Here is a 24,897-nt window from a genome sequence, read left to right on the forward strand (position 1 = left end):
AGGAGAAAAGAAAGGATTGTCCACGAGCATTCACAAAAAATTTAGAAACTTTAATGATTTTCGGGAAAAGAGGGTTAAAAACAATCCGAAATTGTTTAGAATTACAATGAAAGAAGGGCTATATTCTGATGCATATCTGATCAATCAGAGTAAAACGATCGTATATGTACTAGATAGGAAGTTCAGCGACATACTTTTCAATGAAAACTCGCTGAATTCGTCTATTCTCCTTACTTAATAAAATATCTTATTCTAAGTATTCTTCTTTATTTTAATTATTCTTTACTCAATGTAACCGAACAAAGCAACTTTAAATCAGTCAAAAATTGCCACCTTATTTTCGTTTCAAAGAAATAGCAACCTGTGACTACTTCCCTTAAGTTGCTCAGAATATAAATTGATGCACGACGAGCCTATTTACCACATTAATGTGGTAATGAAATGTTATTTACGCCACCACATAATTTCACTAGAATACAATTAAGGAAGCGCTTCCGGAGGTGAACCAATGATTTTAAATAATCGAGAACAACTACTGTTGCAACTACTATTAGAACAAACGGAGTTTCGCCCTGCCTCTTTTTTTCAAAAGCAGTTAAATGTATCCCAAAAAACGGTTTATAACAATTTAACGACTTTAGAAAAGAAACTAAAAGATTCGGGACTAGCTATCAAAAAAGTACCAAGAAAAGGAATCTTTTTATCTGGTTCTGAATCAGCAAAACAGAATGGTTATCGATTGTTAGCAAAAAAAGAGACTAAACTCGAACTATTTTCACCTAATTATCGTAAAATCTTTATTTTCGCTAACTATCTGTTTTCAGTAAAACCAATGCATTATCAGGAATTCTCTGAATATTTTTATATTAGCAACCAGTCAATAAAGAAAGATGTTGATGAAATCGTTGCTTTCTGTCGATTCCATCAAGTATCAACAAAAATGACTACTAGCGGACTCAAGCTAACCTCAGTTGAATCTGCTGCTCAAAACGTATTCAAATCTTTTTTAGAGAAGTATACCGACGCCAAAGCCAGTGAAAATCTTTTGGTCAACAATCTCTTTGACTCTAAGGTTCTCGATTTAACGAAGAAATTTGTCTCAGACATGACTCAAACAATCGGCCATCCAGTCAATAATTATTCTATTGAATCCTTGAAGCTTTCATTGCGAATTTTTCTTTCAAGACTTCTTATAGATAAACACATTGAAAAACAAGAGCATCTAGTATTTGACGAACTTAGACGAATGAAATTCTATATGATCGCGGTTGATTTTTCTGAAATGATCCAACAGCAACTACCTGTTCAATTTAGTGATACAGATATTCAATATGTATGTTCCTTGTTATTAGCACACGGCATCGAACCTTTTGGTCAAATGGATGAGCCTCACGAATCTACTATCACAAATTGTACGAAACAAATTATTCAAAAAATGTCACATATGTTAAACGCAGATCTGACACAAGATAAATTATTGCTGCAAACATTATTGGCTCATATCGTTCCCATGATCCATCGATCAAAGACAGGAATTTTATTGAAAAACCCACTGATAAAAAGTATCAAAAAACAATACTCAACAATGTATACATTGACCAAATATGCAATTGGAGATTTAGAGGAGCGATTTCAAATCTTATTAACAGAAGACGAAGTTTCTTTTCTGACGATCCATTTTCAGCTAGCCTTTGAAAAGATAAAAATTACTAACCATATACTAATTGTTTGCCAATCTGGTTTTGCTACATCGGAGTTGATTTTTAACCGTATCAAACAGACGATCGCTGCTGATACCGTACTGGAGATCATTCCTTTGAGTAAACTGGTCAGTACATCTCTTGAGACTGTTGATTTGATTATATCAACTATTCCATTGGACATTACAGCACTACCAGTTATTTATATTTCGCCGCTTCCTACTACCGAAGAAATAGGAAGAATCTCAGCAAAGATATCTAATCTTAATGAGAATGAGAAAAATTTTTACTCAAAAAAATACCAGAAAACGACTTTATTACAAAAATATTTAGATCCTACTTTCCTTTTTGTCAAAAAAAAGTTTCGAACAAAAAAAGATGTACTGGATTTTTTAGCAGATGATTATCTGAAAAAAAAGCTTGTTACAACGAAATTTAAGCATTCTCTATTTGAACGAGAGGAACTAGGAAGCACGGGCTTAAAGACAGGAGTAGCCATTCCACATGCTGATCCATATACAGTGAAAGAAACAAAACTTGCTTTTCTCACCCTCGATGCGCCAATTACTTGGGGAGACACAAAAATCCAACTGATTGTTTTGCTTGCGATTGCTGAAGAAAACATGATCGAGGCAAAAGAGTTGATCGCTTCGATTTACGGATTGTTCAACTCAGCCGAAGAAATTCAATGGATCGTTAATAGTCAAACGCAAGAAGAACTGTATCAAAGATTGTTAAGAGGAGGAAATTGATCATGTTTTTTGATCACCAAATCGTGTTACTTGAAAAAGATTTTAAAACAAAAGAGGAAGCTTTTCGACTATTAGCAGACGAACTCATCAAAACTCATTGTGTAAATGATCAGTTCTATCAAAATATCGTACAGCGAGAAGAAACCTTTCCTACAGGTTTAAAAATTAACGGCATTGGGGTAGCGATCCCACATACGGACAGCAAATTTGTTTTACGATCCCAAGTCGCTTTTATGTCACTTGCCTCTCCCCTTTCATTTATTGAAATGGGTTCGCAAGAAAAGAAAATCGATGTATCTCTGTTGTTCATGCTTGCATTGAAGGAACCACATGAGCAATTGGGTATGCTACAAAATCTTATCTCTATGTTTCAAACACCAGGTGTTTTGGAAGCCCTATCCGCAGTAACGACTAAAGAAGCGTATCTTTCGATTATTGAAAAAAATGGACTGCAATAAAAAGGAGGAACAATTATGTTAATTGCATTACAGTGGTTCGTTGATCTAGGTTCAATCGTTGTTTTGCCTATTTTAATTTTTATTTTTGGAATAATTTTGGGGACCAAGCCTGGCAAAGCCTTTACTTCAGCCTTAACTGTTGGTGTCGGGTTTGTTGGATTGAATTTGGTGATTGACCTTCTAAGCAGCAGCTTGGGTCCTGCCGCCCAGCATATGGTTGAACGTCTAGGATTAAATTTGACAACGATTGATGTCGGATGGCCTGCCGCAGCGGCAATTTCTTATGGGACGATTTTAGGAAGTCTTGCGATTCCGATTGGTGTGGTCCTAAATGTTCTACTCATCATTTTAGGGCTGACTAAAGTATTGAATGTAGATATTTGGAATATTTGGCACGCAGCCTTCATCTCTTCTCTGATTTATGCCCTCACTGGAGACTTTGCAATGGGGATCGCGGCCACCGTCATCTATTTGATGATGATTCTTTTAATGGGAGATATTTTAGGTCCGATCATTAATAAGTTCTACGGATTTCCTAATATCACTTTTCCTCATGGTACCGCCGCACCCGGATTCATCTTTGCACTACCGATGAATTGGCTCTTTGATCGTATTCCGGGACTAAAAGATTGGAAAGCAGATCCAGAAACCATTCAGAAAAAATTTGGTGTCTTTGGTGACTCTACTGTTATGGGATTTTTGATTGGTCTCATCATGGGAATACTTGCCGGATATGACACAGCAGGTGTCGGCCAATTAGCCGTCCAAACAGGCGCTGTGATGGTTTTGATGCCTAAAATGGTTGCTTTACTGATGGAAGGACTAACACCTATTTCTGAATCTGCAAATGAATTCGTCAAAAAACGGTTTCCTGGAAGAGAGCTTTACATCGGTATGGATGCAGCATTATCGGTTGGTCATCCAGCTGTCCTTTCTTCCTCATTGCTGCTAGTTCCGATCACTATTTTGTTAGCCGTAGTTCTACCTGGCAATACGACCTTGCCTTTTGGTGATTTAGCAACCATTCCCTTTCTGATTTGCTTGATGGCTGCTGTTTTTGGAGGAAACATCATTCGAACGGTAATTGCTGGAACGATTTATATGGTAAGCATTCTCTATATTACTTCGTGGGCAGCACCGCTTGTCACTACTGCTGCTCGATCCGCAAACTTTGATCTACAAGGAAACTCTATGATCACTGCTATGGCTGAAGGTGGTTTATGGACCACATTCCTTTATGTCGGCTTAACCAAAATATTAAGCTGGGGCGGTTTAGCCATAATTGGTGTCTCTGTTTTGTTTGGATTGATTTATGTAAATAAAATTCGTCCCAAGAAACAACTATCAAAATAATAGGAGGAAATGATAATGAAAAAACTATTGATTATGTGCGGCACAGGTGTTGCAACTTCAACAATTGTAACAAATAAGGTAAAAGAATGGCTGAAAGAAAAAGGGATGACTGATCAAGTGAAACTGTATCAATCCAAAGTGGCAGATGAGATGAATAAAATTGATGACTATGACATCGTGGTGAGTACAACGGTTGTTCCAGACTCAATCAAAGATCGCGTAATTATGGGGCTGCCACTCTTAACAGGAATTGGTACAGAAGAAATGTACGCGGAAATCGAAAAGAAAATCAAAGAATAAGGAGAATGCCCTATGTTGGTCACAACAAAAGAACTATTCGCACATGCAGAAAAACACAACTATGCATTACCTGCAGCAAATTTTTTCGACTTAACTAGTGCAAGAACATACGCGGAGACTGCTGAACGTTTAAACAAGCCTTTGATATTGGCCTTCGCTCAGTCCCATATGAACATGTTGACTTTAGAAGAGGCTGCCATGATTGGAAAATTTTTGGCAAAGAAAAGCACTGCACCTATCGCTCTGCACCTAGATCATGGTACCGATGAAGAGGTCATCAAAAAAGCCATTCATTTAGGTTTTACTTCCGTAATGATCGATGCTTCTGAGGAGCCATTTGAAGAAAATGTCCGCCGATCAAAGGAGATCGCCGATTACGCTCATAAAAATGGTGTCGTTGTTGAAGCCGAAATCGGGCACGTCGGGTCGGAAAACAGTCTGGAATCAGCCGGAAATAGTCAATCTATTTACACAGAACCTTCTGAGGCTGTTGCATTTGCCAAATTAACCGGGGTTGATTCGTTGGCAGTTTCTATTGGCACCTCTCACGGACATTATCAAGGGATTCCCAAAATAAATTTTGACGTTTTAAAGGAAATACACCTTGCCGTCAGTATTCCTCTTGTTCTGCATGGTGGGTCCTCTTCTGGCGATGAAAACCTTGAAAAATGTGCCTTAGAAGGTATCCGTAAAATAAACATTTTTACTGACTTTGTCACTGCTGCTATGAATGAAATTAACAAAAATCAACCAAATGACTATTTCGATTTACTTCACTCAGCAAGCAATGGAATGGCCAAAACACTCGAGCACTATTTTACAGTCTTTCATACCAAACCTTATCGTGAAGGAGAAAACAAATGAAAAAAAGAACCTTAAGAACGCCATTCTTTGTCGTCAATCCCAAAGCCTATCTTTATGGAAACCAAGCATTGGCATTGGCAAAAGTTGCTGATGAGTTGTCATCTTTGTATGACATCGACATTCTATTTACTGTTCAGCATGCAGACGTTTCTTTAATTAAACAGGCAACAACACATTTATTCGTCACTGTCCAACATTTAGACGGAATCGAAATTGGTCGTGGAATGGGCTATGTTTTACCCGAAGCAGTGGCAGAAGCCGGAGCTGAAGCTACCTTTTTAAACCATGCTGAACACCCCATGACATTGCAAGAACTGACTAAAGCGATTCAGCGCTCAAATGAATTGGGTCTCTTAACAATTGTGTGTGCGAATTCATTGACTGAAGCGAGAGCCGCGGCTTCCCTGAAACCGGATGTGATGGTTTGCGAGCCAACCGAACTAATTGGGACAGGACAAACCAGTGATCTTCAATACATGACGGAAACAAATCGTGTTGTTCGGGAAATTGATCCAGAAATCCTGATTTTGCAGGCTGCTGGTATATCTAGTGCGGCCGATGTTGAAAAAGCTTTGTCGTCAGGTGCTGATGGTACCGGAGGGACAAGCGGCATTGTGCAAGCAGATGATCCCGTTCAAACCCTTACAGAAATGATCAAACAAGCGGTGAAGCATAAAAAGGAGGATTAACACTGTGAAATTTTTAAAAGAGCAACTGACGTTAACTTCTAACGGGAATCGAGTGTCTTACCACAACATCACAGAAGAAGTGAAAACGATGGTTGAAAAAAGCGGAATTTCAAATGGAATCTGTCTCGTACAGTCTCCCCATACGACCTGTTCTGTTATCTTTGAAGAATACATGCATGATACAGACTTTAACGGAGATGAATTTCTTCAAGTTGATTTAAACCGAATTCTCGATAAAATTATTCCTCGTGAACTATCAGAAAATACCGATTATCGTTATCCTGGACCAAAGCATTTAGAATTTTTGATGAGTCTGGACGATCCAAACTACCCAACAGATCCAGCAACGATTTTAAACGGCGATGCCCATATTCGCTCGAGTTTTTTCGGTGCAAGCGAAAGTTTTATTTTAAGTAACGGCAAGCTAGAGATCGGCTCTGTAGGCTATATCTATTTTGTTGATTTCGATCAAAATCGTGTGCGAAATAGGACATGCCATGTAATGCTAATGGGCGAATAAGAACAGTTATCGGGTAAATCAGGAAAAATTGAGATTACTTATCACCTGCAAAAGAAAAACCATGAATCCTCTAAAAGAGGATTCATGGTTTTTCATTTCTTATGCCAGCTGCAGGCAAATACATATCTAATCATGTTAAATTACGTTAGAAAAAGTGCTTTTTACTAACACTTCCTTTATAACCATACATACTAGTTAGTACTGGTATGAAATTTATTTGGCACATAATTTGGCACTTATTGACTGATGTTGACGAAGGGATGCAAATTGTTGTGTTTGGTGAATATAACGATCGAAAGCAGTTTGTTGTGAAGAAGTACACTGTCATTGGAAGAACGAAGATTATGATTGAATTTGAAGCAATGAAAAAAGACCTTAGCTTTCGCTAAGGTCCAACACTTTTAAGATATTATATTGCGCATTTAGAAAGTTCAAACTTAAAACGGCTCAGAATTAATGAGTTAATTTGTTTATTAGAGTGTGTAAACTTCAGATGCTTCTTTATAAAATTGAAATCATATTGATTAAGAAGCTCAATGAAGGCAGAATTGATAAAAGAAGAACTTAAACCACTAACACCTTCAAAAGAGATTTCTACCGTATTCAAATTTTTAAATTCCTGATCAATCATGTAATAAAGCTTTTGTCCGTCTTCATTTGTCGAGTAATGGCCCACGTCATTTTTAATTTCGACTAAAACCATAGGAAATCATCCTCCTCTTCTCCTTCATACAAGGCTTCGTTATGAATATCTATCTCAATCTCAAAAAACGTTCCAGGATAGAAGTTTTTTGTTGTGTAACAAGAGGTAGCTTTGCCATCCCTTATTGTCATAATAGCATAATTGGTCATTATATGTACAGTACCTACTTTTCGAGCAGTTAAACTCCGAACTATATTAGGTAACCCAGCTCCTCTATTTCCGGGTTGAGATTGAGTTGAAACACCTTCTTCAAGAGCTTTTACAAGTAACTCATGATCTTTGAGTTCGGAATACTTCTCTCTCATAACAGTTGGTATACCTCTTCCGAAATCCGATATTGCTATTACTAGACGATCTTTGTTTTGAGGAAAATATTGACCAAATACACAACCTATTTTTTTATCTGAGTGATCGGCAATATTATTAAATATTTCTTCTACACCGACTTGAATGCTTGAAAACTCAAGATTTCTGCTCGTACATGTTTGTAACCAATGTTTCAAAGTATTTTGCCTCCATGTGTAGCTTTCGCTCACAGCCAATGTCCTAATCGGTAAAGATGTTGGTCGATAATCATGGTGGGCTTTATATACATCTTTTTTATCAAAGAAAGCTTCAAAAAAACCACAATCTTCAAGAAATTCCATCGCTCTCCTATTTTTAAAGGATCCTGTTCCTCTCTGAGCAATACTGAATGTAGCTTTGACCTCATCAAATTCTTTTAACCATTTACCAATATTAAATAGGGCTACAATTCCTGCTGGATCCATCCAAGTAATTTGGGTTAGATCAAAACTCATTTCATTAGATTTAGGCTTCAAGTCTGGTGAAATAATATCCTTCAAAATAGAATGTATATTGAATCTGTTGAGTTGGGATGGAACAATGATATTAATTGACATGCGTCACTCTCCGTATACCTTTAATTAAAAATCGCACAAGACACAAACTAAAACAACATGCAAATAAACTCCCCACTCTCGCAGAAGTGTGGGCAGAAAAATGATAACAAAACGAAAATAACCTCAATTAAGGCTACATTCATTTTACAGATTATACTGTTACAATTCAACAAAAAATCCTATCCGCTACGACAGAATGAATTACGAAAGAGAATTATAACAAATTTGAAGTGGTTGATTGAAATCACTTCCCTTCCCCTTTAACATCCATTGATAATACTGATTTTAAGGTGTCATGCCCCTTTTTACATAATTATTTCCATAGATAATCTAACATTTATTAGTAATATTTAATCTCGCAACCTTTACAATCAGAACAAACGTTCGTATAATCTGTTTGAGGAGTGATTTACATGCAAATACCACTGGCGCACCAGAGAACCTATGCATTAGAACGTTACTACTACGAATTTATAGAGAGGATGGGTCCAGCACATTTCATGTACGACCAATTTGTTAGAACTATGGAGAACACCGGAAAACCATATTTTACGGTTCCAACAAGTTACTCTATGTATCCGAAAGTTTTGGCTTTTGTATTTAAAAAAGACGGTGATAACTATTTATTTGATCATGTTAGGACACAAGACGAAATTCTCCGAAAATACGATCCTAGCATAAAATACAAACCGGGTGGAAACTGAAATGAACATTATTACTCAATACGAGCAAGGGTACTTATCTCTATCTGAGTTTATAGAGGAATTCCCAGACAGTATTTCTGAGTCACAGGAAGCTTTATTTGGCACAAAATGTGTCGAGTTTTATGTTGCTGTCGCATTAGGCAAAACGGATTGTCGCTATTATGTACAACACTATGGAGGCGATTGTTATGAAATCGATGAAAGGCTATGTATCGAAGATTCGTGTGTTGAAGATGAGCAAGACCCCTTTGGTGCGGTTCTCTTTGGATAATGAGAATTGCTTGATTGCTGCACATAGTTTGAACTTCTTAGCCGATGTCGATGAAGGTATGCACATTGTGGTTGCTGGTGAGTATAACGCCCGGAAACAATTTGTTGTTAAGAAGTATTCGGTGATTGGTAAGACGAAGATCATGATTGAATTTGAAAATACCAATGTTCAATAAGCGTTTTACTTTTCCTATTCAGCAAATTACTATATGATTATTATGATGACGGAACATAGTTCCACTTGCACGGCATATGAGAATATGCTGTGCTATTTTTTTACAAAAAAACAACCACTCCCGGGTAGGAGTGGCACAATTAGATAAAAAAGTTTTTTTATATGGTAAATTAATTATATGAGCGATCTAAAAATTTATTCAAACCTTTTGCTCAAAAATAACCCACCCTCAAGGAGAGTGGGCCTGAAAAAAGATATAAAATGAAATAGCCCCGGTTAAGGCTATGATTTCATTCTACAAGAACATAGTTTTTATTTCAACAAAAAATCCACCCTAGCTATAATAGAGTGGATCTCGAAAGAGTAAACGAAAAAAACACTTGGGTATGAATCTAGATTACATCTTTTATTAATTAAACTCAACCAATTTATGACGGTTTTCTAATCAATAATATCTATTACATTGAAATAATGCTAAAATAAAAAAATCGAAGAGTACTAGGCACACTTCCCCAAGCATTACCGCCTAATACTCCTCGTAGAGTATTGCACGCACCTACTAATGTATAGGATAAACTTGGTTACCGCAAGTAAAACGAATATGATCTATGTACAAGCCCGCCTTAGCGGGCTATTTTTTTGCCATGGAAGCTTGTTTTTGTTCAATACTCTTGGACAAATCAGCAATATGACTAGTTTGAATACATTAGAAAGAGTGATCTTTATTATCTTTAATTACTAGTTGTCGGTGTTTGCCGATTTAGGGTTAATTTATTTGCACATTTATTTATGCCTTAAAATCCCGAGTTAGAAAAATGTTCTCTTATATAATTTTTTTCTGGTACAATAAAGAAAAAATGACAAGGGGGAAAATAATGGCAAAGAGATATGTAGTTACAGAAGATAATGGATGTGGCTGTGGTAGTGGCTGCGGAGGAGTAATCGGCTTTCTATTAATAGGCAGTTTTCTGATGGCGGTTGCACCTTATTTACTAGTTTTCTTCCTAATATTGGGAATTATACTCGCTATCATCTATATTCCGAAAATGAGAGCAAACAAACAAAGACTGAGGGAAGAAGAAGAACTTAATGAGCGAGAGCGGAGATTGGAACTAGAACAACGCAGAAGAGATCTCGAACGAAGAGAAAAAGAAATGGCTTCTTCTGAAAATAAGGACTGGAGCGATTTTTGATATATCTTTTTAATGAATTACAATCTAAAATCATAAAAAGGCTTCTTACTCTATATCAAGTAAGAAGCCTTTTTCTTAAACTACAGCTGCATATCTCCGTTTCCCAGAAGCGCCAATCCAACTAAGCCATACATAGCCGCCAGCTACAACCTTCCGATCATAGTTAACTGTTTGACCAGCTGACCACATCCCTACATTTGCCGAAGAAGTAGATGCACTAGCACGAATAATAGTGTTAACAGTAAACTTATAACTTCCCTTATTTGGTAAGCTTGCACCTTTCAACGATGCACTATTATTCGAACTATTAGATCCGCTCGAAGCAGACTCTAAATCCTGTCCTAATAGCCAAGAATTGATACCTTCTAACAGAAAAGCATACTTAGATCGTGATTGATTAACTTCTTTAATCTGCTTCACCTTGTACGTTGATCCTTTTACAAAGTTAGCGACTGACTGCCCTGTCTGATAATGAGTAGCACTAGTCTTCACTTTAACAGATGAACCAACAGCGTATTTGGTTGTCACAGTGGAAGTTGACGATCCAGAATTATTGTTCGAATTGCTATCTCCACTGTAATATTTTTTGATTTGATCCACGAAATATTTTTTGATAGCTGCTACGCCTTTCCCGTGTAAATCCCACGCTCGATGAGGGCAAGATGTAGAACTCAATTCACGATGTAAAGGGAAAACAGCTGAAGCAGGATTTAGACCGTACTTCTTACATAAATCGGCAGCCAATTTAAATGCTTTTTGTTCATTCGCAAGATACGTGGATTCATTCCCCATGGATTGACATACTTCAATCCCTAAGTAATTCGCATTACCTTTGCTGTTTCCTGTATGCCACGCCTTGTTGCTGTCCTTCTCTGCTTGATATGTTCCATCACTAGCAACATAGTAATGAGCAAATCCTAAAGAAGGCGTATGACTTTCTAGCCAGTTTTTATAAAATGCAGCAGTTGCACCTTGGCTTCCCGCATCATTATGCAATACGATTGCAGTTGGATTTGATCCACGAGCTCCTGCAATTCCTGAATAACTTACTACCATTTATTCCACCTCCACTAATTTGTGATTTGGCAATGACAACATACGACCTTCGAATTCAATCTTGGTAAAGATTTCATTCGATCTTAAAACTTTGTATTTTCCTGTTAAATAAAAGAAATCACCAATTTGAAATCCGTCAAATTCTTTAGGCATTCCATCCGAGGTAACCTCTTTAAAACCATTTTCTTCGTACCGGTCGACTGTTTCTGTTTCGCCTTTTTCGAATGGATCTAACTGGATGTATTCTTCTCCGATTTCCTTGACTTGTAATTTACCCAATACAGTTACATAAGAACCTTCTTTGAACATTATTTTTCCTCCTTCGGATATAGAAAAAGAGCAGCCGATTGGCTACTCCTTCATTTCTGTGAACTCTTGGCCATCACCGTAATCTGGCACATCTTTGCTATCCAGAGCTTGAGTTTCAGATTGTCCGTCACCATAATCGATTTTGATTTCTGTTACTTTAGGTTTTGGATTTTCAGTACTATCTTGTAATTTAGTCAGTCTTTCTTTTACCCAGTTTGGGAACGGAACTCCCAATTGCCCAAGATTTTCGATAATAGAAATTCCATAAGCTGCGATATAGAAAAAGACGAATGCGGTCGCAAACGTCTCAAGATTCATAATCTTTAGGTACGGATAAGCAATGATCACTAAGCAAACAACTAGCATGTGCTTAACGATTCCAAGCAAACCTTTTGTACTGTTGGCGTCTTTAATGAACACCCCTTTGCACAATCCTGTAATAATATCCCCTACTACTACCCACAAGAACAGCTGTACATATCCATTTGTCAACAATCCTCGAAATTCATTTAGTAACACTCCATTATCAATAATCACCATATTAACCACCTTTTCTTTAATTTGAAAATCGACCTGTTGTCGATTTAGTATCTTTTCTAATCTATTCCAGAATCGTAAGTCGCGAACCACGTCAAATTGTATGGTAACCAATGTCCCGCTTGAACGGCTTCACCTGTGGTTAGTCCATAACGGCTTAGACCTACATTACCGCTTGTATAAATTGTTAATAGCCATGATCTTTGCCCTGTACCCTGTTGGACTCCGTATACTGTGTTGTCCGGTCTTGCCCATGAGGGCATTGGAGCGGACAGCATCATGATTGCATCTGTACCAGTAGGTAACTCTTTAGTTACTGTAGCTACTCCCGTGATGTAGACTTGGTTGTTAATTCGGCGGATTTTAGGGAGATCAATAGTAGCACTGTTGTAATAAGTGAACGGTGCAACATATGCTAATGATTGCCAGCCTGAATCGTATGCTACTAATTTCCAAGAAGTCCAGCCAGTGCCACCTGATATAAATGATCGTTGAATTGTTGTGCCGTTAACATCTGTGTAACGCTGAATCACATTACCCGTATTGTACTGAGAAATTATTTCAAGGTGTCCGTAATTGCTACACAAATTGGGCTTGTTTGTAATTCCATTTAGGTAATACAATCCTACCTCTTTTAAATCATTCCAAACCAAAGTACCTGTGAGCACTGACCTCATTGGCATCGCAATTTCTTCATATTTTGCCAACATTGATCCTCCTGCTGTCGGACGAGTAGTAAATTCTTTTGCTCCATTAATGGTTTGTGCTCCTGAAGTATTCACTACTGTTGACCCTGGAGATGTTGCGATCGTAACATTCCCTGCACCATTAAAGGCTACAGATCCCGCAACAGCGCCAGATAGGGATATCGTTCGCGCAGTTTGCAATGCCCCAGCTTTTTCTGCGATCAGCCCTGCTTGTTGAGTCCCATCAACTTTGGCGAGTGCAGTCCATGCACGCCAATCTGAAGCTTCTGTTTTTGAACGAATAGCGACATCTCCATTGCTTGCCCGTTTGGCCGTTTGAATAATTCGAGTATCGTTCAAACCTGTTTCGACTTGCAGGGTGAAGGTACCTGACCCAAATGGTGTATTTGTTAATGTTCCAGTATTACCATCTGATACTGAAGTCCAAAAGCCAGGCGTTGTTAAATTGTCTAAATTAGTATTAGCAGGAATACTCTGTTGATTAGGATCAGCTGTAATTGATATATCTGAGCTACCATCAAATGCTATTCCGTTAATTTTTCTTGCCGTTTGCAGTTTTGTAGCTGAAGGCGCATTACCTGCGATAGTAGTGGGTATCGCGACATTTGTCGTCCCATCAAATGAAACTTGCCCAGTAATTCCTCCTGTAAGCGAGATAGTACGAGCTGCGTTTAGCTTACTTGCGGTTTGGGAATACAGTCCTACTTGTAAAGTGCCATCAGCAGTTGCGAGAGGATACCAATTTCCCCACACTTGCGACCCGGCAGCATACCTTCTTCTGATATAAAGCTTTGATCCAGCTCCCACTCCGTACTCAGATAGAATCTGTGTCGCAATTGAAGTGCTACTAGTATTCATAACCAATAATGTAAAAGCCACCGTTGTAGGGCTATTTAAAAGTGTTAATGCATTTTGAGAAGAGGTGCACCCATAGAATCCATGGCTATAGTAGTCATTCAAATCCGAGTTTGCTGGTATTACCGTGACTTTAGGAACAGAAGTAAAATTAATATCAGATGTTCCATCAAAATCTACTCCGTTGATTTTCCTAGGATTTTGTAGCTTTGTCGCAGAAGATACATTCCCACTTATAATACTGCTTTTAGCAGTAGCAATTTGAGTATCAACTTCATTTTTAGTATACGCACCTACGTTATTCGCTGGTATTGAAATGTCCTTAGTTCCGTCAAAATCTACTCCGGCAATACGTCTAGGAGTTTGCAACTTAGATGAGGAAACGGCATTGTCAGAGGTAAACATTAATGTCTGCCATTCTCCCCAAATACCATTTGATTTCTTCCTCACTCTTGGACGATCTGCTGTAGCTGAAACAACATAAGCTATCTGAGTAATGTAATTAGATGTATGGACCAAGTTCGTTATAAACCACCAACTTGATGATGGTGCATTTGTTAGAGCGGATCCCATAAAAGTTCCAGTTTCAGTCAAATTGTTTAAATCCGCACCAGAAATATCCGTCACGATTCCATTACTGTATCCTCGTGAATTAGTCTTAGGTAACAGGGCTGCTGTCAAATTCGAGTCTGACTCTACCTTTGAGTAAGCACCAACCTGAGCTGCAGTTACTCCATGAGGATTATCTTTTTTTACAGAGTGTAAATCCGTATATGCCTTTGCAGTTGAAAGAACAGTTGAGTCTTTGGTATCTGCTTCAGCTTTCGTATAAGCTCCAGTTTGTGCCGCTGTCACATTGTGAGGGTTCGATTTATTATCCGTGTGATTCTTAAGATTAGTTTCATTCTGAGCATTGTTTTGTTGAGCATTTTCTAGCCCACTTTCCCAACGCTGGGCGTCCTCAGGATAAATAATGTCTTCATTTTTCCATTGTTTTGCCATCTATTTCACCTCTATTCGATATTTAAACAATGTATTACCATTGATTGGGACGTATACTTTGCATTCAGAAAGAAGAGATTCCCCATCATAAAACTCAAGTTTCGTTAATATTGAAACTTCTTCCGGAACTTCGAATTCTAAAAGCAAAATAGATCCTTCCACTACCGAACTGAATTCATTTACTAGCACCTCACCGTTTAACCGAATGATAGTTACCATTTCTTTTATTGCATGATTGGTTTTTGATTTTAAACTTTCAGTAATCAATGAAGAATCACCTCACTCTCTTCAGATCGTCTTAATAGCTGATCCTTACCAACTCGACTCCTTCCAAGTCGAAAATAGGTCAATGGTGCTATTGCAGCAGATTCCACTAATGTAATTTCTTGGAGATACGTCGGACTTTGTATATAAATAATATTTGCTGGTTTTACTTTATGGATAATTTTTTGAGCTTCTAAAAACCAATTTGCGTTCTCTGCAGCAGTTTCTAAAACCATTTGATAGTCGTCATAGTTAACAATCAACAAATAGTTTTCTTTACCAAAAATTCTGTTCAAATGGTCCTTTAAATATGAGACCGTGAACGGCGGTGTAGATTGCAATCGATTTAAGATTCTCTGTTTTCTAAATTCTAGGTCTTCCGTTTCTGGATTGACAAGGATTCCTAAAAGTTGCTCATGAAAGTATATCGTTTGTTCATCAGCTGTTTGAATCCATTGATTTTGCTTGACTTTATTGATATTTTCATTCGTTTCTTGAATCAATTTGTCTTCAACATCAAATAAGATATTAAACTCTTTGATATTTTCATACCAATCTGGTGCTAATTCCTTAAGACTCATACAACACTCACTTCCCCAAGCATTGGTAATTCCTGTTTCATATCAGATAGCTCCATTTGCATATCTGCTTCTACATTGTTCAACTTTAAGGATTGAACATTTGCCACGCCTAATACTGACAAAACTGCAGCAGTAATTTGGGAACGAAAAACCCAACTCTCGTATCCTGACTCGCTACGCTCATCCCATGATTTTCTGACCTTGTCAAAATAATCTGCTACTACACTTTTTATTTGTGCTTCAACCTGAGGATAGGTAATTCCTGAATTAAGAGTCAATTCAAAAGAAACATCAATAACTTTTTGAGTTGGACCAGCAACAGTTACTTTATGGCCAATCGGCGCATATCCTAGTCCTTGGCCATCCTTTGTAGGGTCAATCAGTTGTTGGACACGATCAATAAGAACCGAAGAAGCAGAATGGTAGGAATCATCCAAAATAACCAATCTGACGGTTCCTCCTCCATTCCAGACCGGATAAACTTGAACCGCTCCAACTCCATCGATGCCAGATGTTAAATAGTAATAGTCAGAGATATTTCCACCGAAAGTTACAACTTCTTTAGCTTCTATAATTCGCTTTCTTAAATCGTCATCCGATTCAGTGTCTCTAGCTGGAATCAGAATTTCAGTCAAAACAGCTTCAGCTAAGCCGTTAAAATTATCCAGTGGTAGTAAGGTTCCAATAAATTTGTTTCCTAACTCCCCTTCAGTCTCAGCTTGCAATCGATAGGTGCCAGGTTCGGATTCTTCAACAATCACACGATAATAAACTAGATCATCTCCAGTGGAAGAAAACCTACTTCCAATCGCTAAAGAAAATGGACTTCCATCTGCTTTCTTAAATTTTGCACGTACAATAGATTTCGTTGCTTGGATACGGATCAAACCCGCTTCTTCAGCTCGATAGTCAAGATATTGCCCTGTGGCTGTTGATACAAATGTCTCGAGTAAAATATTTTTCAGCTGCATCATAAATTCTGCTAGTTGATAACATGTTGGGGCTAAAGCATCGTAAATAATCGATCCTTCTCTTGTATCAATGCCTTCTGGAACTTTTGATAAGGCCTTGTTAATAAAGTAATCATAATCATAAGCTTCCAAATACTGTCCGATTTCTACTGGATTCACTCTACTTTCACCTCCTGTTCAATTTTTACTTGGCCATAAATAGTCGACACAAAAAAAGAAACCAGAATTGAACTTCTGCTTTCTTGTGTGATTGAGAAATTTTCCAAGCCAATAATTCGCTCATCAGTAGATACTGCTTCTGTAATTACACGCTCGATTTCTGAAATAACTAAATCAATGTCTTGGCCAATTAGATTTTGTAATTCAATTCCGTAGTTATCTGTGTAAATAGGCCACGTAAAACGTTCGGTATGTAGCATCTTATCGATGGATTGTTTAATTGCGTCTAAATCATCAACCCATCCAGCAATCCTACCGTTAAGAACACGATAAGTCCTCGATGGTAGTTGTTCAATCATCTCTTCATCCATCTCATTAGCTCCTTTCCAAAACGTAAAATTTTTGTCCTTTGCTCACTCTTAACATACGAACATGGTCCCCGACTTGTAGTGGGCGAAATACTTGAGCAGTCCCCTGTTTTCCATCTATAGTAATCGTTACCGTTAAATTTTTCACCATCTGAGATAAGATCAAATGTTGGCTTCCAACGCTATAACGATTATCAATGCGAATTGCAAGGGGATTGATACTCGTTACTAGACCGTAAATCAAGTCCGATAGTTCGCTGTCTTTAGGTCTGTTATCTTTGATGACTCTTGCAAGTTTTTCTCCAGCCATTATGCCACCACCTCAACTTGTAGACTCATCGTATGAACATTTCCGAGGTTATGCACGCAAGAAGTCACTAGAGCTAGACTATCGTTTCCTATTCCATCTTTTTGTAAATCCGAAACTCTTAAGATGAAACTGTTTCCTGCTTGAATTTCAAACGAGCCTACAGCTTCTAATCCCAATGTTTTAACTTCTTTATTGTTTTCACGCAATAAAGAATTAGCTTGTTGTTGCAATTGGGATGAGTTTAAATCGGCGTCGCTTACTGTCTCAACGATTTGCAGTCGTCCCCACTTTTCTATATTTCCAGAATGACTGGCCGTATAGACTTCCCGAGATTTTTTTTCAGAATCTTCTCGAATAACTTTGACTGCATTTGCCGAATCATCAATTGAAGCTTCATAATCATAATCAGTCATAAGTGAATTATCACCAATAACAAGCTTTGTGATCATACGATTATAAGAAAAAAACTCTAATATTCCAGCGTTATCTCTAATACCATAACGCATACCGCTATAGTTAACCCTTGTGTCTTCTAACGAATCTTCTAGCATTGAAAAATAAGTTTTATTATCCATAACTGCTGCTGGACAATTATACGGCACCTGGTCTAAAACTTTATATTTTAATCCCTGTGTTTCACATATTTTTTTAAATCTGTTAGACACACTAGACGCACCAAAAACAAGGGTATCCTCATTTTTTAAATATCGCATATTGTCATATGCAATAATTTGCCACAACATAGATTTGCTTTTTCGCCTAATAAAGACCTTTCCTTTAAAGAAAGTCTTGCCATCACTTTTGGCCTCAATAATATCTCCGCTACGAATGAAAACAACCTTATCAACATTAACAGAAAACTCAAATTTACCCGGCTGGGATGATGTTCCAGTTGTCCATCTTGGATTGCTCGCTATTTCTGAAATATCGTACATTTCCCTATTGTTTATACTAGTTTCCAGAATCTGTAAGTTCATTTGATTCTCCTCACACTTCCAGCGGTAACCCAGCCACGCCATCCGCCATTTGTTAATGTTACATGGTAGGGATGACTACGACCTTTTGCGATGAAATTTACTTTTCTGGTAGCATTAACCTCAGTTAGCCCAGGACCTGATCCATAAGAATCTCGATGTAGTTTGCCATTGACAATAACTGTGCACCCAATTGTGATCTCTTGAGTGACGGTCGGTCTTGCCGGTTGTCGACTTACTTGCTTTGCTACTGTTTTTACATATTTAGCAGCATACTCTCTATACTCTTTTAGAGAAAGGGAATATTCAATATCCCCTGTTGAATCAACAATCGACCATGAGAATGATTCAATTGAAACAAGCATGTTAATTTTTGTGTCAGTGACAATAAACCTGATTGCTTTTTGGTTGTCCATAGCTTTTTCTAAAAGCAAAACATAATCTCCTGGTGGCAAAAAAGAACTTCCATTCATAACAAAACGATTGTCTTTGCTTGCAGGAAAAAAGCAATCAAAGGATGCTGATTTTAATCCTTTGATTGCAAACTGGGTGATCTCTCCCAGCTTTACAACTTCATTTGATTCATTTCTACTTGGAACATCGACTTTTATTGAACTAGGATTAACGGGAAGCATGTAACGCTTCCCACTAATCTCTAAATAGAATTTAATTGCCATACATGCCTCCTAACTTAGATCCGCGTCAATTAACTCAATTACTTTATCTTCAAATTGTTGAAGCAAAGCTTCTTCATCAATTGGCTCTCCATCCTTGTTGTCAATGTGAATCGTAACTTGTGGTACTACCTGCTTGTGTTGAACAACTACAGTTGGATTTGATGATGCTTTTAAACGAGAGATATCTTCATCATCTACATGAACACTACTCGTAACCGACCCATTCGCAGCAACTGTCGCTAACTGATCCGGAATTGTTGCCAACGCCAGTGCGTCACTTGCCTTTTGCACTAAGTTCTGAGCCGCAAGGATACCATTAGCCAATCCTTCAGATACAAATCCACCAATAGCCATCATAACTCGTGAAGGTGAATGAATATCTAATGCACTACGAACCGTCGACGCCACTCGACTTGCTACCGACTGCGCTGCTGCGATTGCTGATCCTGCACCTGCTTGAATCCCGGCAGTTAAACCAGACATCGCATAAGAACCTGCAGAAAACAGTTGGCTCCTCAACGATGAAAAAGCACTAACAATTTGAGTATTTCCGGCTCGTGCCGCACTCGATGCAGCAGCCATTCCACTAGCAATAGCTGAAGTAAATGCTGCCATCCCAGAAGTGCCTGCCGACTGAATTGCGCTCATTGTAGCTGTAGTATTGCTTTGCATTGATGAAAGATTGGAACTGAAATTAGCTGATAGCCCATCCATTCCTGTCATGCTTGCTTGTGTAGCTGCTACTACAGCATCAAACTGACTTACTAAGGATTGTAAAACACCGATCATGTTTTGTAAGCCGCCAATATCAGCAGTTTCCGGTAAAGTGTTCAGCTTTTGAATTACTGAATCGATTGCAGTAATTGCTGCTTCGATTCCTTGTGTATTGATTTCTCCACTCCCGAAATTAGCTATGGCGTCACGTACAAGGGTCAATTGAGAAATTGTAGAAACAACTTCCCCCAATTGTGATGATTTAACCATTGTACCTATCCAATTCCCTATAGAAGAAGTGCCGATAGTCTCAATAACATCATTAATTGCTGTAATACTTTGCTGAACTGCACTTGGTGTAAACAGAACACCTTGCAGACTTGAAAATTTTTGACCAATTTGAATCAGTACGTCTATCGCTTGACTGACTTCGTTCAAGGTACCTGTGTCAATTTTACTTCCAAAAAAGTTTTTTAGTTTATCCCACAAACCACCTCCAGTCAGCATATCGATACATTTTTGCAAATCATCGATAGCCAATTGAACAGCGTTTGCAGAGAAAACAGTTGATTGTAGCTTAACAAATTGATTTCCAATTTTTATCAGCGTATCAATAGTCTCAGAGACCTTATTGACAGTTCCACTGTCAAAACCACTGCCTATGAAATTACTCAATTTTGTTGATAGACTTCCACTAGTCAATAAATCAATTGCACTTTGAATATCAAGAATAGATTTTTCAACTGCGCTTCGAGTAAATAAAACTAACTCCAATTTTTGAAAACTATTACCAATTTGAATTAGGGTATCGATTATTTTCTCTACATTAGAGGTTGTCCCAGTGTCTAAGCTGCTATTAGCTAAAGCTCCAAACTTGCTTATGAAACTACCATTGGTCAAAGCATCCATGCAGTATTGAATGTCTTCAATTGCCCCCATCACAGCTGTTCTTGAAAAAACTACTGTTTGAAGATCGATCATTGCGTTACCAATTTCAACAAACTTCGATAAGTTAGATACGACTACTGCAGTATTTAGCATACCTACAGCATTACTAAACACACTGAAGATATTGCCCAAATTTTTGTCAGAAAAATATCCAATTACTTCAGCAATATTGTCGATCTTTGTTTTTACTCCAGACAGATCATCAGGGACCTTGTTTTGGACTTGTTGTATTGCTTCAGCAACAAGAATCAAATCAGCGGCAACGGCTGCGATTGCTAACAGACCCGCTGCAATGATTGCTCCGCCAATTCCTGTAGCCATGACTGATCCTATGATGCCGGCCAGCAGAGATAAGCTACCAATAGCTATCGCCATATTTGCAATTTTAGAAGCGAAATCCCCTATGTTGCTTGGAACCTTATTATTCACTTGTTTCATGGCTTCTGCTGCTAAGATTAATTCAACACTTAGCGCAGCAACAACCACCAATCCAGCTACTGCAGCTGAAGGATTAAGATTTGCCAGTACACCCGCAATTCCCACAATAGCCGCCATGCTGCCAAGTGCAATTGCCATGTTTCCAAGTTTTGCACCAAAAGACGCTATATCAGTAGGTACTTTTGAGTCAATTTGTTTCATAGCTTCTGCTGCCAAAATAATATTTCCTGATAATGCAGCAACAGTTGCCAAACCCGCTATTGCAGCGCTTGGATTTCTTTTAGCAATTAGTCCTGCAGCGGCAACAAAAACACCCATACCAGCCAATGCAGCTGCCATCATTCCCAGTTTCACTGATAGCATAGCCAAATTATCAGGAATTTTCTCACTTACTTCTTTGAGAGCTTGGGCTGCTTGCTTGATCAATAAAATAACTCCAAAAACAAGCGCTAGGTTTGTTGCGCCTTTTGCAAAACCGTTCATTGTATTTAAGAAAGTATTTAATGGACTAATTAGGGTTTTTGCACCCATGTCGAAGCCACCCGAAGGATCGCTCCCGGGTTTGCTCTTTCCAAAACCAAAAATACTTAAAAAGTTACCAGCCAAATTACCACCTAATTTACCAGTAGCGGATAAGACAGTGGTTAATCCTTTCCCAAATGTAAGGAATGGTGATAAAACTCCTTTGCCGATTTTAAACCCAATAAAAGCAGCTGCTAATTTGGGTAACAATGAAATTAATTTAGCAATTGAATCTGAATGTTTTTCAACAAAACCTGCAAGTTTAGATATACTCTCCGTTATTCCATCAACAAACGATTGAAAGCTAGCCACGCTTTTTTGACTACCAAAGGATCCTGTTAATTCGGACAGGCTTTTCTTGACTGCATTGATTGCATCGCCAATCGGTCCTTTCAAATCATTAAAGGCGCCTTTCAATACGTTCACATAAGGAGTAACCTTTTCAATCATTCCTGGTAAACGATCCAACAGACCAGTCTTTTCATCGTTTCCATTAATCGCTGCGAAAACATCTTTAACTTTTTGTTTCACACCATCTAAGTTTTTAGCAATATTTTTCCCAGTAATCTTTTCAACTAAGGAATCTATTTTCCTTATGGACCCCTCAACGCCGTTCGTAACAGCTGTTCTGATATTCTTAAAGCTCGTCTTAATACCTTCAGAACCAATCAAAGCACGTTCTGCAAATCCGCCAGTTGCCTCACTCATTTCAATGATTCTGTTGTTGAACTGATCAAAAGTTATGTTTCCTTCTTGCAAGGCTTTGTACAAATCATTCTGAGCAGAACGACCAGCAAAACCAAAAGATTCAGCAACTTCATTTAGAGCAACCCCCATAGTATCTTGAAGCGATCGCCAAGACTGCATATCCACTTCGCCTTTGCCGAGCATTTGAATATATTGCTCTAGCCCTTGCGAGGCTTTTGCAGAATCTGAACCAGAAGCCAAGAATGCGTTATTCAGGGCCAACGTTGTTTTAGTAGCACCATCCAAATCTTTGGTCATTGTTGCAATACGCTGTGTGGTGCTTACAACCTCACCTAAAGTAGTTGGCAATCCATCGATCCCCGCCACTAGCTTATCTTTTGCAGTTGCGGCTTGATCGGCACTAAAGCCAACAGCTTGCATCATTTTAGGAAACTGATTCAGCGTATCAAAACGATCAATTGCTCCATCGATCGAACTTTTGACAGTATTTACTATTGCACTTGCAGCTTTCATCAAGCCAATAGCAGCAACAAAACTTTTCACACCATTTGTTGCTTGTCCTGTAGATTCTTTGATTCCTGAAAAGCCTGATTTTAAATCGTGCCCAAACTGCTTGAACGAATTTTTCGCGCCATTAAATGCATTGCCTAGGTTACTGCCAAAATTTTTAGCATGCCCAATCACTGAAGTAAATACTGATGATACTCCTGAACCTAAACTCTTAGCAGCAGACGTCACTGAACTAAAAGCGGATCCTGCTATTTTTCCTAGACCAGAAAATACAGATGAAATTTTATTGGTCACTCCGCTAAATGCTGAGGATATTTTTGAGGTCACACCTCCAAGATTTAGCTTTGTCGAAATTTGATTTCCGAAGTTCCCGAATAGCGTTAAGATTCTCTCGGTAGTCGAGCGAACCACATTCATCACAACATCTAATCCACTTCGAATACTTGAATTCATCTTACTAACAGCACTAGCAGCTGCTGTGGCCATTTGCTGTAATGCTTGAGCCGGACCAGCTGCTTTTTGCTTAAATGAACTCATGGTTTGCGTTGTATGATTTAAGGCGCTATCGATTGTTTTGAGAACTGCGGTGAATTGATCTCGAAGCTTTAAGCTCGCTTCTAGAGATGCCATAGAATCCACCTACTTCTTCATTTTTTTATTAGCCTTTTCTTCTGCTTCAATATTGATATCTATGAAAGCCATAACGATTGCTTTTTCTCTTTTGGGAAGATTTGAAAAAATAGACGGCGTCATCCCATTGCGATGGTACGCATGATATGCATACCAAAACTCACCGGATTCGCCGTCTTCCATTATTTTTTTACATCTTCTTTAAGATCTTCTTCATTCTCATCAAAACCGTTAAGCTCTAATACTTCTTTTGATAGTGTTGCATATTCGCCTGCAAGCAACATTGCTTTCAATGTATCAGAAGCCGATCCGTCCGTTTTAAAATAAGCTTGCAGTTCTGCATTGTGCAAGTCAGGCGTTTTTACACATCGAGATAGCAAAGCGTCTGCATATCGATCAGTATCAAGATCTTTGATAGTATTTCCTGATTTACTGCGCCGTTTAGAGGTGCTCGCTTTTTTCAAGCGATCATTTTCGGTTTCTGAAATTGCTTCAATAACAAATGGTTCTTCAAACCGATCAAATTCGACCTCTTTTGTTCCGCCTTGTGCTTCAATCATAAAACTTTTGATATCCATGTGTGTCTCCTCCTAAATTATCCTAGTGATGGTTCAACAAACTGATCTAGTAAATCAGCGTCTGCAAATGTAAAGTCAACATCTTCATCTAATGTTTCTGATTCGATATCTAGCTTCGCAATAACGATAGAATCAAAAATAACATCACTGATAAGCGTCGATTGCCGACCTACGGTGCTATTGGGATCATCATTTGTAATTTTAATTGTGATATCAGGAATCTTTCCCGACTTAAGGTAGTTGATACCGATTGCTGCAAATTCACTGGTTACTTTGTGAATTGTCATTGATCCAGTACCATTAGCCCCAGTTACTTTTTGTTGATTCATTCGTTTACCCAAAACCGGAACTTCTGTTTTGATTAACTCAACTTTAGCCTCAATATTTTTTAACCAAAACATCGGAATATTCCGGCCATCAATGGTCATAAAGGCGGTTCCTTCACGACCAGAAATCACGTCACCAGCTTTTAAAAATGGCATATTCTTTTATTCCC

General features: G+C 38.2%; 26 protein-coding genes and 1 pseudogene. 10 read left to right on the top strand and 17 right to left on the bottom strand.

Going from position 1 to position 24,897, the window contains the following annotated elements:
- The first annotated feature begins 508 nt into the window (after positions 1–508).
- The 7 genes from CXM95_RS15620 to CXM95_RS15650 are packed head-to-tail and all read left to right on the top strand — an operon-like array spanning position 509 to position 6,636.
- A complete protein-coding gene (locus tag CXM95_RS15620) occupies positions 509–2,452 on the top strand; it encodes a BglG family transcription antiterminator (protein ID WP_016612940.1) in 1,944 nt (647 codons plus the stop codon).
- Positions 2,453–2,454: 2 nt separating this feature from the next.
- Entirely contained in the window at positions 2,455–2,910 is a 456-nt protein-coding gene (locus CXM95_RS15625) for a PTS sugar transporter subunit IIA (RefSeq protein WP_008379372.1), read from the top strand.
- Positions 2,911–2,925: 15 nt separating this feature from the next.
- Positions 2,926–4,263 (top strand): PTS galactitol transporter subunit IIC, encoded by a 1,338-nt coding sequence (locus tag CXM95_RS15630; protein WP_101699370.1) that lies wholly within the window; start codon positions 2,926–2,928, stop codon positions 4,261–4,263.
- A 15-nt stretch (positions 4,264–4,278) separates the two neighbouring features.
- Positions 4,279–4,563, top strand: coding sequence for a PTS sugar transporter subunit IIB (locus CXM95_RS15635; RefSeq protein WP_008379369.1), 285 nt, complete (start codon positions 4,279–4,281; stop codon positions 4,561–4,563).
- A 12-nt stretch (positions 4,564–4,575) separates the two neighbouring features.
- A complete protein-coding gene (locus tag CXM95_RS15640; protein WP_016621926.1) occupies positions 4,576–5,427 on the top strand; it encodes a class II fructose-bisphosphate aldolase in 852 nt (283 codons plus the stop codon).
- A complete protein-coding gene (locus CXM95_RS15645; protein WP_086298299.1) occupies positions 5,424–6,116 on the top strand; it encodes a triose-phosphate isomerase in 693 nt (230 codons plus the stop codon). The genes CXM95_RS15640 and CXM95_RS15645 overlap by 4 nt, the downstream gene beginning before the upstream one ends.
- Before the next feature lie 4 nt (positions 6,117–6,120).
- Positions 6,121–6,636, top strand: a complete 516-nt coding sequence (locus CXM95_RS15650) for a YjbQ family protein (protein WP_005227898.1) — start codon at positions 6,121–6,123, stop codon at positions 6,634–6,636.
- A gap of 409 nt (positions 6,637–7,045) precedes the next feature.
- Here CXM95_RS15650 and CXM95_RS15660 read toward each other — a convergent pair whose 3' ends face one another.
- Positions 7,046–7,339 carry an STAS-like domain-containing protein gene (locus tag CXM95_RS15660; RefSeq protein ID WP_101699372.1) on the bottom strand — a complete coding sequence of 98 codons (294 nt, stop codon included), beginning with the start codon at positions 7,337–7,339 and terminating at the stop codon, positions 7,046–7,048.
- Positions 7,330–8,241, bottom strand: coding sequence for an ATP-binding protein (locus CXM95_RS15665; RefSeq protein WP_101699373.1), 912 nt, complete (start codon positions 8,239–8,241; stop codon positions 7,330–7,332). Before CXM95_RS15665 ends, CXM95_RS15660 begins: the two co-directional genes overlap by 10 nt.
- Before the next feature lie 413 nt (positions 8,242–8,654).
- Here CXM95_RS15665 and CXM95_RS15670 point away from each other — a divergent pair, with 413 nt between their 5' ends.
- From CXM95_RS15670 to CXM95_RS15685, 3 genes are all read left to right on the top strand, one after another.
- A complete protein-coding gene (locus tag CXM95_RS15670; protein ID WP_101699374.1) occupies positions 8,655–8,945 on the top strand; it encodes a DUF5960 family protein in 291 nt (96 codons plus the stop codon).
- Positions 8,946–9,133: 188 nt separating this feature from the next.
- Positions 9,134–9,391, top strand: coding sequence for a hypothetical protein (locus CXM95_RS15680; RefSeq protein ID WP_101699376.1), 258 nt, complete (start codon positions 9,134–9,136; stop codon positions 9,389–9,391).
- Positions 9,392–10,265: 874 nt separating this feature from the next.
- The gene (locus CXM95_RS15685; protein WP_101699377.1) at positions 10,266–10,583 is read left to right on the top strand and encodes a hypothetical protein; all 318 of its coding nucleotides are present in this window, start codon (positions 10,266–10,268) and stop codon (positions 10,581–10,583) included.
- Positions 10,584–10,658: 75 nt separating this feature from the next.
- Here the strand turns inward: CXM95_RS15685 and CXM95_RS19210 are convergent, their stop codons facing one another.
- The 15 genes and pseudogenes from CXM95_RS19210 to CXM95_RS15755 form a co-directional block, all read right to left on the bottom strand.
- Entirely contained in the window at positions 10,659–11,639 is a 981-nt protein-coding gene (locus tag CXM95_RS19210) for an N-acetylmuramoyl-L-alanine amidase (protein ID WP_101699378.1), read from the bottom strand.
- Complete coding sequence (locus tag CXM95_RS15695; RefSeq protein WP_101699379.1) at positions 11,640–11,948, bottom strand: hypothetical protein; 309 nt, start codon at positions 11,946–11,948, stop codon at positions 11,640–11,642.
- A gap of 171 nt (positions 11,949–12,119) precedes the next feature.
- Positions 12,120–12,488: pseudogene (locus CXM95_RS15700) on the bottom strand (phage holin family protein); the annotation flags it as partial.
- Positions 12,489–12,544: 56 nt separating this feature from the next.
- Positions 12,545–15,049, bottom strand: a complete 2,505-nt coding sequence (locus tag CXM95_RS15705; protein WP_101699381.1) for a pyocin knob domain-containing protein — start codon at positions 15,047–15,049, stop codon at positions 12,545–12,547.
- On the bottom strand, positions 15,050–15,316 hold the full coding sequence (locus CXM95_RS15710; RefSeq protein ID WP_101699382.1) for a hypothetical protein: 267 nt from the start codon (positions 15,314–15,316) through the stop codon (positions 15,050–15,052).
- Positions 15,313–15,894: a putative phage tail protein gene (locus CXM95_RS15715; RefSeq protein WP_101699383.1), complete on the bottom strand. Its 582-nt coding sequence runs from the start codon at positions 15,892–15,894 to the stop codon at positions 15,313–15,315. Before CXM95_RS15715 ends, CXM95_RS15710 begins: the two co-directional genes overlap by 4 nt.
- On the bottom strand, positions 15,891–17,024 hold the full coding sequence (locus CXM95_RS15720; protein ID WP_101699384.1) for a baseplate J/gp47 family protein: 1,134 nt from the start codon (positions 17,022–17,024) through the stop codon (positions 15,891–15,893). Before CXM95_RS15720 ends, CXM95_RS15715 begins: the two co-directional genes overlap by 4 nt.
- On the bottom strand, positions 17,021–17,395 hold the full coding sequence (locus CXM95_RS15725; RefSeq protein WP_101699385.1) for a DUF2634 domain-containing protein: 375 nt from the start codon (positions 17,393–17,395) through the stop codon (positions 17,021–17,023). The genes CXM95_RS15720 and CXM95_RS15725 overlap by 4 nt, the downstream gene beginning before the upstream one ends.
- Before the next feature lie 4 nt (positions 17,396–17,399).
- Positions 17,400–17,702, bottom strand: coding sequence for a DUF2577 family protein (locus tag CXM95_RS15730; protein ID WP_101699386.1), 303 nt, complete (start codon positions 17,700–17,702; stop codon positions 17,400–17,402).
- The gene (locus CXM95_RS15735) at positions 17,702–18,679 is read right to left on the bottom strand and encodes an XkdQ/YqbQ family protein (protein WP_101699387.1); all 978 of its coding nucleotides are present in this window, start codon (positions 18,677–18,679) and stop codon (positions 17,702–17,704) included. Before CXM95_RS15735 ends, CXM95_RS15730 begins: the two co-directional genes overlap by 1 nt.
- Positions 18,676–19,353 carry a hypothetical protein gene (locus CXM95_RS15740; RefSeq protein WP_101699388.1) on the bottom strand — a complete coding sequence of 226 codons (678 nt, stop codon included), beginning with the start codon at positions 19,351–19,353 and terminating at the stop codon, positions 18,676–18,678. The genes CXM95_RS15735 and CXM95_RS15740 overlap by 4 nt, the downstream gene beginning before the upstream one ends.
- A gap of 9 nt (positions 19,354–19,362) precedes the next feature.
- Entirely contained in the window at positions 19,363–23,823 is a 4,461-nt protein-coding gene (locus tag CXM95_RS15745; RefSeq protein ID WP_101699389.1) for a tape measure protein, read from the bottom strand.
- 9 nt (positions 23,824–23,832) lie between these two features.
- Positions 23,833–24,006: a hypothetical protein gene (locus CXM95_RS18895; protein WP_164888636.1), complete on the bottom strand. Its 174-nt coding sequence runs from the start codon at positions 24,004–24,006 to the stop codon at positions 23,833–23,835.
- On the bottom strand, positions 24,006–24,401 hold the full coding sequence (locus CXM95_RS15750) for a phage tail assembly chaperone (protein WP_101699390.1): 396 nt from the start codon (positions 24,399–24,401) through the stop codon (positions 24,006–24,008). Before CXM95_RS15750 ends, CXM95_RS18895 begins: the two co-directional genes overlap by 1 nt.
- Positions 24,402–24,418: 17 nt before the next feature.
- A complete protein-coding gene (locus tag CXM95_RS15755; RefSeq protein ID WP_101699391.1) occupies positions 24,419–24,883 on the bottom strand; it encodes a phage tail tube protein in 465 nt (154 codons plus the stop codon).
- Between the last annotated feature and the right edge of the window lie 14 nt (positions 24,884–24,897).

The organism is Enterococcus sp. CR-Ec1, assembly GCF_002850555.1.
Classification (GTDB): Bacteria; Bacillota; Bacilli; order Lactobacillales; family Enterococcaceae; genus Enterococcus_D; species Enterococcus_D entomosocium.

Bases quoted from the DNA above. Each gene is read 5' to 3' on its own strand.
- CXM95_RS15620 (WP_016612940.1), top strand. From the start codon at position 509: ATGATTTTAAATAATCGAGAACAACTACTGTTGCAACTACTATTAGAA.
- CXM95_RS15625 (WP_008379372.1), top strand. From the start codon at position 2,455: ATGTTTTTTGATCACCAAATCGTGTTACTTGAAAAAGATTTTAAAACA.
- CXM95_RS15630 (WP_101699370.1), top strand. From the start codon at position 2,926: ATGTTAATTGCATTACAGTGGTTCGTTGATCTAGGTTCAATCGTTGTT.
- CXM95_RS15635 (WP_008379369.1), top strand. From the start codon at position 4,279: ATGAAAAAACTATTGATTATGTGCGGCACAGGTGTTGCAACTTCAACA.
- CXM95_RS15640 (WP_016621926.1), top strand. From the start codon at position 4,576: ATGTTGGTCACAACAAAAGAACTATTCGCACATGCAGAAAAACACAAC.
- CXM95_RS15645 (WP_086298299.1), top strand. From the start codon at position 5,424: ATGAAAAAAAGAACCTTAAGAACGCCATTCTTTGTCGTCAATCCCAAA.
- CXM95_RS15660 (WP_101699372.1), bottom strand. From the start codon at position 7,339: ATGGTTTTAGTCGAAATTAAAAATGACGTGGGCCATTACTCGACAAAT.
- CXM95_RS15665 (WP_101699373.1), bottom strand. From the start codon at position 8,241: ATGTCAATTAATATCATTGTTCCATCCCAACTCAACAGATTCAATATA.
- CXM95_RS15670 (WP_101699374.1), top strand. From the start codon at position 8,655: ATGCAAATACCACTGGCGCACCAGAGAACCTATGCATTAGAACGTTAC.
- CXM95_RS15680 (WP_101699376.1), top strand. From the start codon at position 9,134: ATGAAATCGATGAAAGGCTATGTATCGAAGATTCGTGTGTTGAAGATG.
- CXM95_RS15685 (WP_101699377.1), top strand. From the start codon at position 10,266: ATGGCAAAGAGATATGTAGTTACAGAAGATAATGGATGTGGCTGTGGT.
- CXM95_RS19210 (WP_101699378.1), bottom strand. From the start codon at position 11,639: ATGGTAGTAAGTTATTCAGGAATTGCAGGAGCTCGTGGATCAAATCCA.
- CXM95_RS15695 (WP_101699379.1), bottom strand. From the start codon at position 11,948: ATGTTCAAAGAAGGTTCTTATGTAACTGTATTGGGTAAATTACAAGTC.
- CXM95_RS15705 (WP_101699381.1), bottom strand. From the start codon at position 15,049: ATGGCAAAACAATGGAAAAATGAAGACATTATTTATCCTGAGGACGCC.
- CXM95_RS15715 (WP_101699383.1), bottom strand. From the start codon at position 15,894: ATGAGTCTTAAGGAATTAGCACCAGATTGGTATGAAAATATCAAAGAG.
- CXM95_RS15725 (WP_101699385.1), bottom strand. From the start codon at position 17,395: ATGGATGAAGAGATGATTGAACAACTACCATCGAGGACTTATCGTGTT.
- CXM95_RS15730 (WP_101699386.1), bottom strand. From the start codon at position 17,702: ATGGCTGGAGAAAAACTTGCAAGAGTCATCAAAGATAACAGACCTAAA.
- CXM95_RS15735 (WP_101699387.1), bottom strand. From the start codon at position 18,679: ATGAACTTACAGATTCTGGAAACTAGTATAAACAATAGGGAAATGTAC.
- CXM95_RS15740 (WP_101699388.1), bottom strand. From the start codon at position 19,353: ATGGCAATTAAATTCTATTTAGAGATTAGTGGGAAGCGTTACATGCTT.
- CXM95_RS15745 (WP_101699389.1), bottom strand. From the start codon at position 23,823: ATGGCATCTCTAGAAGCGAGCTTAAAGCTTCGAGATCAATTCACCGCA.
- CXM95_RS18895 (WP_164888636.1), bottom strand. From the start codon at position 24,006: ATGGAAGACGGCGAATCCGGTGAGTTTTGGTATGCATATCATGCGTAC.
- CXM95_RS15750 (WP_101699390.1), bottom strand. From the start codon at position 24,401: ATGGATATCAAAAGTTTTATGATTGAAGCACAAGGCGGAACAAAAGAG.
- CXM95_RS15755 (WP_101699391.1), bottom strand. From the start codon at position 24,883: ATGCCATTTTTAAAAGCTGGTGACGTGATTTCTGGTCGTGAAGGAACC.